General features: G+C 72.2%; 13 protein-coding genes and 1 pseudogene. 8 read left to right on the forward strand and 6 right to left on the reverse strand.

Annotated elements, in window-relative coordinates; genetic code table 11:
• Positions 1 to 137: 137 nt before the first annotated feature.
• A complete protein-coding gene (locus DP107_RS07540; protein WP_144261529.1) occupies positions 138 to 722 on the forward strand; it encodes a GNAT family N-acetyltransferase in 585 nt (194 codons plus the stop codon).
• 4 nt (positions 723 to 726) lie between these two features.
• On the opposite strand, the gene DP107_RS07545 is transcribed toward DP107_RS07540, so the two are convergent.
• Positions 727 to 1,785 carry a Brp/Blh family beta-carotene 15,15'-dioxygenase gene (locus DP107_RS07545; protein WP_144261530.1) on the reverse strand — a complete coding sequence of 353 codons (1,059 nt, stop codon included), beginning with the start codon at positions 1,783 to 1,785 and terminating at the stop codon, positions 727 to 729.
• 138 nt (positions 1,786 to 1,923) lie between these two features.
• On the opposite strand from DP107_RS07545, the gene DP107_RS07550 reads away from it, so the two are divergent.
• Positions 1,924 to 3,138: an acyl-CoA dehydrogenase family protein gene (locus DP107_RS07550; RefSeq protein ID WP_144261531.1), complete on the forward strand. Its 1,215-nt coding sequence runs from the start codon at positions 1,924 to 1,926 to the stop codon at positions 3,136 to 3,138.
• 73 nt (positions 3,139 to 3,211) lie between these two features.
• Here DP107_RS07550 and DP107_RS07555 read toward each other — a convergent pair whose 3' ends face one another.
• The 3 genes from DP107_RS07555 to DP107_RS07565 form a co-directional block, all read right to left on the reverse strand.
• On the reverse strand, positions 3,212 to 3,397 hold the full coding sequence (locus DP107_RS07555) for a DUF7535 family protein (RefSeq protein ID WP_144261532.1): 186 nt from the start codon (positions 3,395 to 3,397) through the stop codon (positions 3,212 to 3,214).
• 436 nt (positions 3,398 to 3,833) lie between these two features.
• Complete coding sequence (gene fdhF / locus DP107_RS07560) at positions 3,834 to 5,921, reverse strand: formate dehydrogenase subunit alpha (RefSeq protein WP_144261533.1); 2,088 nt, start codon at positions 5,919 to 5,921, stop codon at positions 3,834 to 3,836.
• An 85-nt stretch (positions 5,922 to 6,006) separates the two neighbouring features.
• A complete protein-coding gene (locus DP107_RS07565; protein ID WP_144261534.1) occupies positions 6,007 to 7,014 on the reverse strand; it encodes a hypothetical protein in 1,008 nt (335 codons plus the stop codon).
• Positions 7,015 to 7,102: 88 nt separating this feature from the next.
• Between DP107_RS07565 and DP107_RS07570 the strand changes: the two genes are divergently transcribed.
• The 3 genes from DP107_RS07570 (at position 7,103) to DP107_RS07580 (ending at position 8,377) form a co-directional block, all read left to right on the forward strand.
• Positions 7,103 to 7,267, forward strand: coding sequence for a DUF7560 family zinc ribbon protein (locus tag DP107_RS07570; RefSeq protein WP_144261535.1), 165 nt, complete (start codon positions 7,103 to 7,105; stop codon positions 7,265 to 7,267).
• Between the two features lie 49 nt (positions 7,268 to 7,316).
• Positions 7,317 to 7,961, forward strand: coding sequence for a helix-turn-helix domain-containing protein (locus tag DP107_RS07575; protein WP_144261536.1), 645 nt, complete (start codon positions 7,317 to 7,319; stop codon positions 7,959 to 7,961).
• 65 nt (positions 7,962 to 8,026) lie between these two features.
• Positions 8,027 to 8,377 (forward strand): hypothetical protein, encoded by a 351-nt coding sequence (locus tag DP107_RS07580; protein ID WP_144261537.1) that lies wholly within the window; start codon positions 8,027 to 8,029, stop codon positions 8,375 to 8,377.
• Between the two features lie 237 nt (positions 8,378 to 8,614).
• Here the strand turns inward: DP107_RS07580 and DP107_RS07585 are convergent, their stop codons facing one another.
• Positions 8,615 to 9,811, reverse strand: a complete 1,197-nt coding sequence (locus tag DP107_RS07585) for a TIGR04347 family pseudo-SAM/SPASM protein (protein WP_144261538.1) — start codon at positions 9,809 to 9,811, stop codon at positions 8,615 to 8,617.
• Positions 9,808 to 10,461 carry an Htur_1727 family rSAM-partnered candidate RiPP gene (locus DP107_RS20730; protein ID WP_238330814.1) on the reverse strand — a complete coding sequence of 218 codons (654 nt, stop codon included), beginning with the start codon at positions 10,459 to 10,461 and terminating at the stop codon, positions 9,808 to 9,810. Before DP107_RS20730 ends, DP107_RS07585 begins: the two co-directional genes overlap by 4 nt.
• Between DP107_RS20730 and DP107_RS07595 the strand changes: the two are divergent.
• The 3 genes and pseudogenes from DP107_RS07595 (at position 10,409) to DP107_RS07605 (ending at position 13,167) form a co-directional block, all read left to right on the forward strand.
• Positions 10,409 to 11,072, forward strand: a pseudogene (locus DP107_RS07595) (RNA ligase partner protein). The gene DP107_RS20730 and the pseudogene DP107_RS07595 sit on opposite strands and share 53 nt — an antisense overlap.
• A gap of 134 nt (positions 11,073 to 11,206) precedes the next feature.
• Positions 11,207 to 11,989 carry a hypothetical protein gene (locus tag DP107_RS07600; RefSeq protein WP_144261539.1) on the forward strand — a complete coding sequence of 261 codons (783 nt, stop codon included), beginning with the start codon at positions 11,207 to 11,209 and terminating at the stop codon, positions 11,987 to 11,989.
• Positions 11,989 to 13,167 carry an inorganic phosphate transporter gene (locus DP107_RS07605; protein ID WP_144261540.1) on the forward strand — a complete coding sequence of 393 codons (1,179 nt, stop codon included), beginning with the start codon at positions 11,989 to 11,991 and terminating at the stop codon, positions 13,165 to 13,167. The genes DP107_RS07600 and DP107_RS07605 overlap by 1 nt, the downstream gene beginning before the upstream one ends.
• The last annotated feature ends 142 nt before the right edge of the window (positions 13,168 to 13,309 follow it).

Below are 13,309 nucleotides of genomic sequence, written 5' to 3' on the forward strand. Positions count from 1 at the left end.
GACCGGACATCGCACCTGCCCGGAACGCCGCCACCCCGGCGTTCCCGTGCTCGTCTCCGACCCGCTCCCCGGCCGCTCGCTAACAACGTATGTAAAACTGGAATAGGGTTTATCCGTGTCAGGTGTCTAATACGCTCGTGACCGATACGGGGGCCTCCGAGACGGCCCGCCCGGAGTCGGGCGGCCGTCCACGGACGCGTGAGGGTTCGTCCCGTCGCGGCGACGCGTCGACGACCGACGCCGAGGGGGTGTCGCCCGCGACGATCGAGGACGGGTCGGGCCGGGCGATCCGGTTCGCGCCCTACGAGCCGGCGGCCCGCGAGTCGCTGGTCGACATGTACGCCACGTTCGACCCGACACAGCGCGCGCAGGGCATCCCCCCGGTCCGGCGGGACGCCGTCGAGTCGTGGCTCGACAGCGTCCTCGAGGGCCCCTCGCTGCTGGCATGGCACGAGGACCGGGTCGTCGGCCACGTGCTGTTCGTCCCGGACGGCGACGGGGCCCACGAACTCGCCATCTTCGTCCACCAGGGGTACCAGGACGCGGGCGTCGGCACGGCACTCCTCCGGCGGGGGCTCGACCACGCCCGGGCCGCGGGCGTCACCCGGGTGTGGCTCTCGGTCACCTGGGGGAACGACCGCGCCCGGGCGGTCTACCGGCGCGCGGGCTTCGAGCGGGAGCGCCCCGCCGGCGGGGCGCTCCGGATGTCGCGCCGCCTCTGACCCCTCAGGGGACGTACCAGATCCCCCGGCCACGGTCCAGCACGCTCCCGACGACGACGTGCGGGAGCGCGATGACGCTGATGAAGACGCTCCAGAACGCGACCAGCCCGAAGCGGAGCGACGGCGACGGCAGCGGGTTCGGCACGGCCAGCCAGAAGCCGCCCGCGACGGCCGCCGTGGCCAGCGCCCCGGCAACGAGCACGCCCCACGCCCGGAGCGCGACGGTCCCCGGCGCGGCGTCGGTGCCGCCGAGCAGGTCCCGGCCCTCGAACGCCGGCGGCTCGACGGCGAACTCGCGGGCCACCTGCCGGAGCGAGTACCACAGCGGGAAGTAGAGCCCGACGGCGACGACCACCGGGACCACCGCGAAGTAGCCGACCAGCAGCAGCGTCTCGGCCGCGTCGGCCAGCCAGGCGCCGTCGCCCGTCCGGCGGCGGAACCCCCAGCCCAGATGTGCCAGGACGACGGCACCGTAGCCCGCGCCGACGAGCCAGCGCGTCGTATCGAAATGCTGGGCTGCGGGCGCCAGCCCGCCGGGGTCGACCATCGACACCATCAGCGCGCTGAACGTGTGGAAGGGCCCCGGAAAGGCGACGACGGGGACGGCCATGACGGCCCCGCCCCGGGCCGCGACCGCGAGGGCGCGCTGGGCCCGCGACCGGAGGTGGCTCGTCCCCGTCGTCGCCCGGAGGACGTGGAGGTCCCCGCCGCCGCCCTTCAGCACGGCGACCGTGACCGCCAGCGCCAGCCCCGCGACCGGCGCGAGCAGGAACAGGCCGACGAACGCCGACGCCATCAGGAGGTAGGCGCCGACGTAGCCGTAGCGAAAGCGGGCGACCCGGCGCCGCAGGTTGGCGAAGTGCTCGTAGCCGCCGTGTGGCAGGTTCAGTGCGACCATCCCCACCAGGTAGACGGCGGCCTGCGTCTCCAGCGAGGGGGTGTGGCCGGCGAGCCGGAGCCCGCCGAACAGGAGCGTGAGCCCGGCCAGCGCCGCCCACGAGACGGTCAACACGGTCCACTCTACGCTTCCGGACGCCACCTCGCGTACACGTGTGACGCGCATCGTCGGCGACTACGCCCGGCTCGCGGCTGGTGGCGGCCCCCGAATACTGCGGGGATTCAAATGACGGGGAGCCGGCCGTATGAAACCCCCCACTGCTGTGGGTCGGAGATGAGAGGCGCGGCGGGCACACGGTCCAGTATGCACACCGACTCGGAGGCGGCACGGGAGTTGGCCGACCGCACGCGGGAGCTGATGGAGGAGGTCGTGCTGCCGATCGAGCGCGACCTCCCACCGGGGGCGACGGTGTCCGAGGGGACGGTGACGGAACTCCGTGAGGCCGCCCGCGAGTACGGGGTGTACGCGCCGCAGGTGAGCGGGGCGTACGGCGGGCTCGGCCACGACTTCCGGACGGTGCTGCCGGCGTTCGAGGCGGCCGGCCGGTCGCTCCTGGGGCCGACGGCGATGCGGGTCGCCGCGCCGGACGAGGGGAACATGCATCTCCTCGAGCTGGTCGGGACGCCGCTCCAGAAGGAGGAGTACCTCCGGCCGCTCGTCGCCGGCGAGATGCGGTCCGGGTTCTCGATGACGGAGCCGACACCGGGTGCCGGGAGCGACCCGACGATGATCCGGACCACCGCCGAGCGGGACGGCGACGAGTGGGTCATCGACGGGCAGAAGTGGTGGACCACGCAGGGGGTCGAGGCCGACCTCCTCATCGTGCTCGCGCGGACGGACTCGGACGCCCACCCGTACGAGGGCTGCTCGCTGTTCCTCGTGCCCGCGGAGGCGCCGGGCGTCGAGGTCGTCCGCAACATCCCCCACATCGGCGGCGGGCCCCGCGGGACGAGCCACGCCGAGATCCGGTACGACGGCGTCCGGGTCCCCGAGGAGCACCTGCTGGGCACGCCGAACGAGGGGTTCACCCACGTCCAGCAGCGGCTCGGCCCCGCGCGGCTGACCCACTGCATGCGCTACGCCGGGATGGCCCGCCGGGCGCTGGACATCGCGGTCGCGTACGCCGACGAGCGGGCAGCGTTCGGGGGGACGCTGGCCGAGAAACAGCAGCCGCGGTTCGAGGTGGCCGAGGCCCGGACCCGGTTGCGGGCGGCCCGCGCGCTGGTCCGGGAGACGGCCGACCGTATCGCCAACGGGGAGGAGGCCCGCGTCGACGTCTCGATGTCGAAGCTGTTCACTGCGACCGTCGTCAACGACGTCGTCGATACCGCGATGCAGCTCGTCGGCGGCAACGCCATCGCCCGGGACCTCCCGCTGGCCGACTTCTACACGACCGCCCGCCAGTTCCGTTTCGTCGACGGCGCCGACGAGGTCCACAAGCGCGTCATCGCCCGCGAGGCCTTCGCCCATCCGCCGACCGAGGAGCTGGAGCCGCTCACGCGGTACGACGAGAGGTAGGCCTATATCCGCAAATCCCTCGATCTATTACCCGGATTCGGAATATCGTTCGAAAAACCCCACACTATCTCGACTATTCGACAGCGACCTGCCGGTCCTCATCGTCGGCGAGCAGCCAGAGGACGGCGATGGCCGGGAGCAGCGGTAACAGCAGCAGGGCGGTGCCGGCGGCGACGACGAGCCCGACGACGGTCATCTGTGGGCTCGTGGTTCGGCCGTGGCCCTCGGCGATACTGCGCGGGGCGTCGGGTTCGGACATCGGTTCCCGCTACGGTCCGCATCCACGTGAGTCGGAACCCGTGGTACTGGGGGTCTGAAGCGGCTGGGGACGGCGCCTCCCGGTTCACGTCGATTCCTGCAAGGCTGCGGGCCGTGGCTTTGGGGCTGTCGTCTGTACGGTGCTCTATGTCGGAGCCGACGACACGCCTGCTGCGTGTCGACCTGTCGGCGGGAGCGACCCGGAGCGTCATGCTTCCGGACCGGTGGGTGCGTCGGTACGTCGGGGGGAGGGGCTCGGCGCACGCTACGCTCGCCGCGGGTTGGGTTCACGGGGGGCCCGACGCGGGCGCTGCTCGAGCGTCGCGGTCTCGACGCAACGGTCGACAGTGCGACGCCGTTCGCCGGAATGCCTGCTCACAGCCCGTGTTCTGCGCGTTTGGAGGGTGCAGTGTTGCTGCCCCGGCCCACGGTTCGGTTCAGTCGGCCTCGGCGTCCTCGGCGGCGGCCTCGGTCGCCGGGGCGGGGGCGACGGCCACGGCCGAATGTTTGAACTCGGGGATCTCCGCGACCGGGTCGAGCGCGTCGCCGGTCAGGGCGTTCACCAGCGGCTCGGCGTAGTGGAACGTGCAGAACACGGTCCCCTTGCGGACCGCCGCTGTGACCTCCGCGGGGACCCGCACCCGCCCCCGGTCGTTCGACACGACGACCGGGTCGCCGTCCTCGATACCCCGGGCGGCGGCGTCCTCGGGGTGGATCCGGAGCGTGTCCTCGTCGCGCATCGCCATGAGACGAGGGGACCGCCGGGTGAGCGCGCCGCTGTTGAACTGCTGGAGCACGCGCCCGGTCGTCAACACCAGTTCGTCCGGACCGAGCTCGTCCGCCGGCGGGACGGGGTCGACCGGCGTCAGCGGCGCCGTCCGGTCCCCGGTGGCGAACGCCTCCGCGTGGAGCACGTCAGTCCCCGACTCGGCGTCGGCGGGGAACGGCCACCGCTGGGCGCCGTCGCCGATCCCCTCGTAGCTCATGCCGGCGTAGAGCGGGCTCACCCGCGTCAGCTCGTCGAAGACCGCCTCGGGGCCGTCGTACCGGAACGCCCCGGGGCGGTCGGTCAGCCGTCGGCCCAGCTCGGTCAGGACGTCGAGGTCGCGGCGGGCGTCGCCGGGGCGGTCGGCGTTGGGCCGCATCCGGAGCACCCGCCGGTCCGTGTTGGTGACGGTGCCGGCCTTCTCGGCCCAGCTGCTCCCGGGGAGCACCACGTCCGCGAGCTCGGCCGTCCGTGTCTCGAACAGGTCGATGACGACACAGCAGTCCAGCCGCTCGAACGCCGCGGCGACGTCGGTGGCGTTCGGTTCGGTCACCGCGGGGTTCTCGCCGAACACGACCGCCGCGTGGACGTCCTCGCCGAAGCGGTGGGTGGCGGCCACCTCGGTCAGCCCCGGCTCGGCTGGCGGCTCGACGCTCCATTCGGCGGCGACCCGCTCGCGGGCCTCGGGGTCGGTGACCGGCTCGTAGCCCGGGAGCACCCCCGGCAGGGCGCCGACGTCGCCGGCCCCCTGGACGTTGTTCTGTCCGCGGAGCGGGTTGACGCCCGTTCCGGGCCGGCCGACGTTGCCGGTCAAAAGCGCCAGGTTCAACAGCGCGTGGACGTTGTCCGTCCCGGAGCGGTGCTGGCTCATCCCCATGCCGGTGACGGCCGCGGCGGCGTCTGCCTCGCCGTAGGCGCGGGCGGCCGCCCGGAGGTCGTCGGGGTCGACCCCCGCCTCGCGGGCCGTCGCCGCCACGTCGAGGTCGGCGAGGTGATCGGCCAGCGCCTCGCGGCCCGTGGTCCGCTCGGCGACGAACGACTCGTCGACGAGCCCCTCCTTGAGGAGGACCGCCGTCATCGCGTTCAGCAGCTGGATGTCGTACCCCGGCCGGACCGGGAGGTGGATGTCGGCGGCGTCGGTGGTGTCGTTGGCCCGCGGGTCGACGTGGACGAGCGTCGCGCCGTCCTGAACCGCCGGCAGCAGGTACGACCGGAAGGCGACCGGATGCTGCTCGGCCGGGTTTGCGCCGGTCACCAGCAGGCAGTCGGTCGTCGCGAGGTCGTCCAGGGTGTTCGTCATGGCGCCGGCACCCAGCCGCTCGCCCATCGCCGCCACCGTCGAGGCGTGACAGAGGCGGGCGCAGTTGTCCACGTTGTTCGTCCCGAGGACGCGGGCGAGCTTCTGGAACACGTAGTTCTCCTCGTTCGTGCAGTTCGAGGAGGCGAAGAACTGGACGGCGTCGGGGCCGTGCTCGGCCACCACCGAGCGGAGCCCCTCGACCGCCCGGTCCATGGCCACGTCCCAGGGGGCGGTGACGGTGTGGCCGTGCTCGCGGACCAGCGGCTCGGTCAGCCGCTCCTCGTGGGCGACCACGTCGAAGGCGGCGGCGCCCTTCGGACAGATCTCCCCTCGTTCGTTCACCGGGCCGTCGGTGCCGCCGGTGGTCCCGTTGCCGGCGTACTCGATGCTACACCCGACACCACAGAACGGACAGACCGTCGGCTGGGCGTCGAACTCGCGGTCAGGGTCGTCAGTCATACCGTGCTCGTGTGGTTGTGACCCGAGTCGGCTGTGCGGGGTCCCCGAATACTGCGGTGGTTCAGGTGGCCGACGCCGGGCGCCGTCAACCGGAGGCCGCCCGGCGCCGGGCGGCATCGACGACCCGACCGGCGGAGAGCAGCCCGACGGTGACCAGACAGGCGGTGAAAGCGACGGTCCCGAGCTTCCCGCCGAACCCGGCAAAGGCGGGCGTCACCGCGACGAACAGTGCGCCCGAGACCAGCCCGGCCAGCAGCGTGGCGGACTCGTTGGGGAGCCGATCGGGACTGACCATCCCGGCGAAGGAGGCACAGAACGCCGCCGCGGCGACGGCCTCCCCGACCGGGAGGAGCAGGGGAGCGGCGACGCCGGCCGCCAGCCCGACGACCGCCGACCCGACGACTGGACCGTACTCGAGCCGGACGCTGAGGGCGAACGTCCCGACCGCGGCCGCGCCCGCGACGGCCACCAGCAGCGCCGCCGCCGTGGCCCCCGGCATCGTGCCGCTCCCGGGGGTCACGCCGGCACCGATGGCGACCGTCCCGCAGCCGACGAACGCGGTCGTCCCGAGCTTGCCGCCGACCCCGTCGAAGACGCCGTCGACGGCGACGTACACCAGTCCGGCCACGAGGCCGGCGGCGGTCACGAGTCGGTACCCCGGGAACACGCCCGGGGCCGCCATCCCGACGAACGACCCACAGTAGGCCGGGGCGGCGTAGTTCGGGACGAGCAGGCCCGCGAGGAGGCCGACGAGCGCCGACGCCACGACCACACCGAGTCCCACCTCGACGGCGAGCCACCGGGTCACGGGGGCGGCCGCGGCCACCGCGAGCCCGTTCGCCGCGTCCGTCCGGTCCGGTGTGAGCAGCCGTCCCGTGGGACGGTCCGCCCCGTGTACCTCGCCGATGGCGACGACGGAGACACACGCGACCAGGGCTGCAGCGGGGAGTGTGCGGTTCAGCGGCGCCCCGGGGAGCGGCGCGTCCGTCGCCGCGGCGGTCGCGTCGACCAGGCCGTCGGCCGCGGCCAGGCTCAACAGGACCGCGGCAGTCGTCAGCGGTACCGCACGGAGGAGTCGAGCGTGCTGGCGCACGGCTCCCGATACCCGCTGTGGCGTCCTACCTCGCCACCCACAGTACTGTGGGGCTGGACCGACCGGACGCGGGCCCCTCTCCCGAGCTATGAGCCCCTGGTACGATTTCACGTGTCCGGACTGCCCGGCCGCGTTCGCCGTCGACGACCGCGCGCGCGAGGAGCTGCTGGATATCGGCTGCATCCGCTGTGGCGCCACGGTGACGGCGGCGGCGTTCGGCCGGCGCGAGACGGCCCCGCCGTCGGCGGCCTGACCCGCCGCGGCGGGCCAGGTTTTTGCGCCGACCGGCCGTACCGCTCGGTATGACCGATGGCGTCCGTGCGGAGCTGGCGGTCGATGGGCCGTCGAACTGCCCGGTGGCTGCGCTCTCCCGCGAGGCCGACGAGCCGGTGACGGAGGTGACCTGGAGCCGCGCCGACGGGGCGCCGGTCGAGGAGTTCCGTGTCGGCGAGGCGGTCGACGCCGACGCGGCGGCCCTGGCCGACGCCGACCCGGTGCTGGACGTCGGCGACGAGCGCGTCTACCAGTTCACCCGCGGGACCGACGACTGCGCCTGCGAGGTCGTGGAGTCGCTGGGAACCCCCGTCGCGGACGTCCGCGTCGCCGACGGGACGCTGGTGCTGACGCTCCACATGGAGAGCGTCGAGCGACTCCGCGAGATCGTCGCGGAGCTGGACGCCGTCGCCGACGACGTGTCCGTCCGCTACCTCGTCCACGCCGCGGCGGAGGGCGAGGGGGGCACGGACCGGACGGTCGTCGACCGGGGACAGCTGACCGAGCGCCAGCGCGAGGTGCTCGGGACGGCATACGAACTCGGCTACTTCGAGTACCCCCGCGAGGCCAACGCGACGGCCGTGGCCGAGGAGCTCGACATCGGGCTGTCGGCGCTGGCGGAGCACCTGGCGGCCGCACAGGGGAAGCTGCTCGCCGACGTCCTGGCGGAGTGAGGGGTGTTTCAACCCCCGCAGTATCGGGGGTCCGCCGCGATGCCCGCGCGACCCCTCCTTCCGGTATGTCACGGGAAGCGACGCGTGCGACACCCGCACCCGAGGAGACGACCGACCTGCCGGCCATCGTCGAGGTCCGGACCCGCGTCGTCGTCGACGGCGACGACGCTGTCGACGTCCGGTTCGGAAACGGCGCGCGGCTCCGCTACCGCGAGCGCGAGGAGGTGATCGAGGAGCAGTGGGTCGCGCCGGACGGGTCGGTCGAGGACCCGGCGGTCACCCACGCGCGGACGGCCGAGGTCGGCCCCGAGGCGCTGGCGTTGCGCACCGTCGGCGAGTACCTCTCCTTCGACGACCGCCGCCGGGCCGAGTTCGTCTGGGGCGCGGAGAACACTGCGGCCCTGCTGGGGGCGTGAGCTCCGGCCCCCGCTCCCCATCACCCCTGGTTTCAATACCCACAGGGTTCGGGGGGCGAACCCAGTGTCGTCCGACCTGTACTACGTCGTGCCGGTCGAAACGGCGGCCGGCAAGTGAGGCGCCGTCCCGAAGCACCGACCGATCACCACCCCCCGTCCCACCACCACCCCTGAACCGGGGTATCCACACCGCCCACCGTCCCCCCACCGTTCTTTGCGTCAGTCCCGGACCGTCCCTCAGTCCGCAGCCGACGGCTCGTCGACCCCTTCGCCGCGCTCGGTCGGCGTGAGGTAGCACTGCGGGTCCGGCGCGGCCAGGTCGCCCGTCACGGCCAGCGCCCGGAGCCGGGAGCCGCCACGGCAGAGGTCCGCGTACGCGCAGTCGCGGCACTGCTCGTCGAGGGTGTCGGGCCGGTCGCGGAGCCGCCGGAGCAGCGGGTTGGACTCGTCGTCCCAGATGGCCCCGAACGGCCGGTCGCGGACGTTGCCCAGCGCGTAGGACTGCCAGAACTGGGTCGCGTGGACGGCCCCCTGGTAGTCGATGTCGGCGACGCGCTCGCCGGCCGGGTCGCCGCCGTTGCGTTCGAGGTAGCGCCGCACCCGCTCGGCGCGCTCGGGCCCGAACGCCTCGCGGGCGTGCTCGACGAGGTACGCCGCGTCACAGTAGTTGCCGACCAGCAGCGTCTCGATGCCCGCGCCCGCCTCGTGGTAGTCGCGGGTCAACTCGACCAGCTCGGCGACCGCCTCGCGCCGGCGCGCCGGCGTCAGGTCGACCTCGGGGACCCCGCGGCCCCCGTACGAGAGGTGGTAGAAGCAGAACCGGTCGACGCCGACGTCGGTCAGCAGGTCGACCACCTCGGGGATGTCGTCGACGGTGTCCCGGGTGACGGTGTAGCGCAGTCCCGTCTTCAGGCCGGCGTCGAGACAGGCCTCGATGCCCGCGACCGCGGCGTCGAACGCACCCTCCCGCCCCCGGAACGCGTCGTTGGTCTCCCGGGAGCCGTCGACGGAGACGCCGGCGTACGCGAGCCCCGCGTCCCGCAGTTCCCGCACCCGCTCGCTGGTCAGGAGCGTCCCGTTGGTCGAGAGCACGGGCCGGAGCCCGACATCGTCGGCGTGGCCGACGAGCTCCGGGAGGTCCTCACGGACCAGCGGCTCCCCCCCCGAGAACAGTACCACGGGGACGCCGTAGTCGGCGAGCTCGTCGAGCATCCCCTTCGCCTCGGCCGTCGACAGCTCCCCGGGGGCGCGCCCGGTGTCGGCCCCCGCGTAGCAGTGCGCACAGGAGAGGTTGCAGCGCTTGGTCGCGTTCCAGACGACGACCGGGCGCTGCTGCTTGCGCTCGCGGATCTGCTCGGCGCCGCTCTCGGCGTCGTACCGGAGCCGGTCGCCGGCCGCGTCCAGCCCGTGGAGCAGCTTGCTGATGGAGATCACGCGTGCTCACCCGCGTCCTCCGCGTCGTCGTCGTCCTCAAGGTAGTCAGCGCCGAGGGACCGCCGGGTGAAGCGGGTCACCTCGGCGGCCGGGCAGCACCACAACGTCGTCGCGTCGGGAAAGAGGAGCGTGGCCTGCTCGTGGGCGAGGTCGGCGGTCGGGGCCGTCACGCTGCCGGCGTGTCGCAGCGGGTCGGTCGGGGATTCGTGCACGAACAGCTCCCATTCGGGCTGGTCGTCCGCGCGCGGGGCATCGACGACGGTCCATGCCGGACGGCCGTCCGTGTCGGGGGTCCGGTCCGTTTCGTCCGTCATCGTCGGCCGTAGGGTCCGGACGGCCCTTGACGCCCCGACCGACTCCCAGGGACTGGGAACGCCCGCCGGCGACTCGTCGCGGGTCCCGCCCGAGAGGTACTGCTCGATGCGGTCGGCCGTCACCGCCGACCGCTTCAGGACCCCGACGACGCGCTGGTGACCCTCCCGGCGGTCGTCGAGCACCTCATCGAGGTCGTGGGCGGGGTTGCCGGTGGCGGTGAGAAGCGTCGGGGGGCTGCGAGTGGGCTGGATGCTTTTGTACGTCGCTCCGGAACGGGCGGATATGGCCGGCGAACCCCCGCGCCAGCAGTTCGTCCTCGACACGTCGCTGTTCATCACCGAGGGGATCCGCGAGGAGGGGGAGTCGCTTGAGAGTGCGGTGCTCCGGCTGTTGGAGCTCGTCGCGACCGCGCGGCTGGAGCTCAACGTCTCCTGCTACATGCCGCCCTCCATCCACGACGAGCTGACGACGATGCTCCGGGACCGCGAGGTCGACGAGGCGGTGTTCTCCAAACTGGACACCTGGGTCGTCCGGAAGAGCCCGGACCGGTACGGGGTCCAGATCCCCGCAGACATCGTCTACGAGTTCATCGACGAGATGTCGGGTCGACCGCGGCCTGCGCGTGAGCGAGGAGGCGCTCCGCGAGGTCGAGCAGCTCGACCCCGACGCCCCGGGCGCCGACGAGAGCTACCGGACGGAGGCCGACCGCGTCCTCTCGCGGCTCCGGGACAAGTACCGCCAGGCGCTCCGACAGGGCGTGCTCGACTCCCGCGAGGACTTCGACCTGCTCATCCTCGCGCGGGAACTCGACGCCGGCGTCGTCACCGAGGACCGGGGTATCGTCTCCTGGGCCGACGAGTTCGGCCTCCGGTACGTCCGCGGGGGGCGCTTCCCGACGCTGCTGGAGGAGTACCTCCGCGCGACCGGCGGCACGGTCGACGGCTGACCGCCACGGGACGGCCGTCGCTGGTTGCGAAGCTACTTCAGCCGCTGTCGATTCGCTTATACTATGCGCTGCCCGCATAGTCGCCATCGAACCGCTGCCCGTACCGCCTGCCCCGGGGTCGCCCCGGAGGTATCGTGAACCCGAGCCGGGTCGATTCCATCGTCGACCTGACCTACGGACTGCTCATCGCGGTCTCCGTCGGGCTCATCGTCCTCGTCGGTAGCACCGTCGGGGTCGCCTTCGGGTTCGGTGTCCTGCTGTCGTACCTGCTCCACGTCGGCTGGAAGATGGCCCGGTTCGACCCCGACTGGATGACCACGGCGGTCAAGGAGACCGTGGAGGAGACGGTCGACCAGAAGGTCGGCGAGACGGTCGACGACACCGTCGAACAGACCGTGGAGGTGACGGTCGACGAGAAGGTCGAGGAGGCGGTCGGCGAGACCGTGGAGGCGACCGTCGGGGAGTCCGTGGAGGAGACGGTTAGCGAGACGATGGAAGAGACGGTCAACGAAACGGTGGAGGAGAGGGTCGAAGAGACCGTCGAGGAGACGGTGGGTGAGACGGTGGAGGAGACCGTCGGCGAGACGATGGAGGAGACGGTTAGCGAGACGATGGAAGAGACGGTCGAGGAGAGGGTCGAGGAGACCGTCAGCGAGACGGTAGCGGAGAAGGTCGACGAGACGGTCGCAGAGAGGATGAGCGAGACCGTCGACGAGACGGTCAACGAGAAGGTGAGCGAGACGGTCGAGGAGACCGTCGATGAGCGGATCGAGGAGACGGTGAAGGACCAGCTGGACTCGGCGGCGGACGCCGACGCCGCCGCTGGGACGAGCGATGCCGACGAAGCGGGGGACGACACCGGGGGCGACGAGGCGGAGGACGTGGCCGACGCCGAGGCGACGAGCGGAGGCGCCTGATGGTCGAGCCGCTCCTCGTGGTCGGCGTCCTCGTCGCGATGTTCGTCGCGTACAACATCGGCGGGTCGACGACGGGGCCGGCGTTCGGGCCGGCCGTCGGGGCCGACGCCATCTCGAAGACGGTCGCCGCGGGGCTGATGGGCGTGTTCTTCTTCATCGGGGCCTGGACCATCGGCCGGAACGTCGTGGCCAAACTGGGGACGGAGCTGGTCGTCGACTCCGGCGTGTTCACGCTCGAGTCCTCCATCGCCGTCCTCTTCTTCATCGGCATCGCGCTGCTGGTCGGCAACGTCTTCGGCGTCCCGGCGTCCACCTCGATGACCGCCGTCGGCGCCATCGCGGGACTGGCGCTCGCCGGCGGCGTGCTGGACCTCGCCGTGATGGGCGAGATCGCGGTCTGGTGGGTCGTCTCGCCCATCATCGGCTTCTGGGTGTCGCTCATCATCGGGCGGTACTTCTACGCGCGGCTGAACCGGCTGGTCGCGATGGAGCGCAGCACCGGACCCCTGTTGGACGTGGACCGGTCCGGGACGATACCGGTCCCGCGGCTCCACCGGACCACCAACCGCCGGGAGCTGGTCGGGACGGCCACCGTCGTCGCGATCGGCTGTCTGATGGCGTTCAGCTCCGGGACCAGCAACATCGCCAACGCCGTCGCGCCGCTGGTCGGCAGCGGCGAGCTGGCGATGGACCCCGCCATCATCATCGGCGGGGTCGCGGTCACCATCGGCGCCTTTACCATCGCCCGGCGGACCCTGGAGACGATGGGGAGCGACATCACGGAGCTGCCGCTGACCGCCGCCATCGTCGTCGCCACGGTCAGCTCCACGCTGGTCGTCTTCCTCTCGGCCATCGGCATCCCCGCCAGCTTCGTCATCATCGCGACGATGTGCATCATCGGACTGGGCTGGGGTCGGGCGACCCGACCGATGACGGTCCCCGAGGCCGTCGGCGGCGGCGAGGCCCCCCCGGTTAGCGTCGACGCGCTGACCGCCGACGAGGCCGGTGAGGAGATACCGGCCATCGGCGAGGAGGCCCCCGAGGACATCCCCCGCGCGGCGGCGCTGTTCAACCCCGCGACCACCGCACGGGTCGTCCTGATGCAGAACCTCGTCCCCGCCATCGCGACGGTCGGCGCCTACCTCACCTTCCGGTTTCTGCCCGTCTTCGGGCTGTAGACCGCCGCCCGCCTGGCCGCCCGATATCTGTGAGGAACGTTAATTGCAGTCCTTATTGCGCCATGATAGTCCCATTACAGGGCAAAACCGTATACAAATGAGGAGAATCCATGGTAACTGAGATAGACTCCGCTCCGTCGGT

Origin of the sequence: Haloglomus irregulare, from assembly GCF_007421925.1 — an archaeon.
Lineage (GTDB): Archaea > Halobacteriota > Halobacteria > Halobacteriales > Haloarculaceae > Haloglomus > Haloglomus irregulare.

Coding starts and splice junctions, on each gene's coding strand:
- DP107_RS07545 (WP_144261530.1), bottom strand. CDS start 1,785: ATGCGCGTCACACGTGTACGCGAGGTGGCGTCCGGAAGCGTAGAGTGG.
- DP107_RS07550 (WP_144261531.1), top strand. CDS start 1,924: ATGCACACCGACTCGGAGGCGGCACGGGAGTTGGCCGACCGCACGCGG.
- DP107_RS07555 (WP_144261532.1), bottom strand. CDS start 3,397: ATGTCCGAACCCGACGCCCCGCGCAGTATCGCCGAGGGCCACGGCCGA.
- fdhF (WP_144261533.1), bottom strand. CDS start 5,921: ATGACTGACGACCCTGACCGCGAGTTCGACGCCCAGCCGACGGTCTGT.
- DP107_RS07570 (WP_144261535.1), top strand. CDS start 7,103: ATGAGCCCCTGGTACGATTTCACGTGTCCGGACTGCCCGGCCGCGTTC.
- DP107_RS07575 (WP_144261536.1), top strand. CDS start 7,317: ATGACCGATGGCGTCCGTGCGGAGCTGGCGGTCGATGGGCCGTCGAAC.
- DP107_RS07580 (WP_144261537.1), top strand. CDS start 8,027: ATGTCACGGGAAGCGACGCGTGCGACACCCGCACCCGAGGAGACGACC.
- DP107_RS20730 (WP_238330814.1), bottom strand. CDS start 10,461: ATGAACAGCGACGTGTCGAGGACGAACTGCTGGCGCGGGGGTTCGCCG.
- DP107_RS07605 (WP_144261540.1), top strand. CDS start 11,989: ATGGTCGAGCCGCTCCTCGTGGTCGGCGTCCTCGTCGCGATGTTCGTC.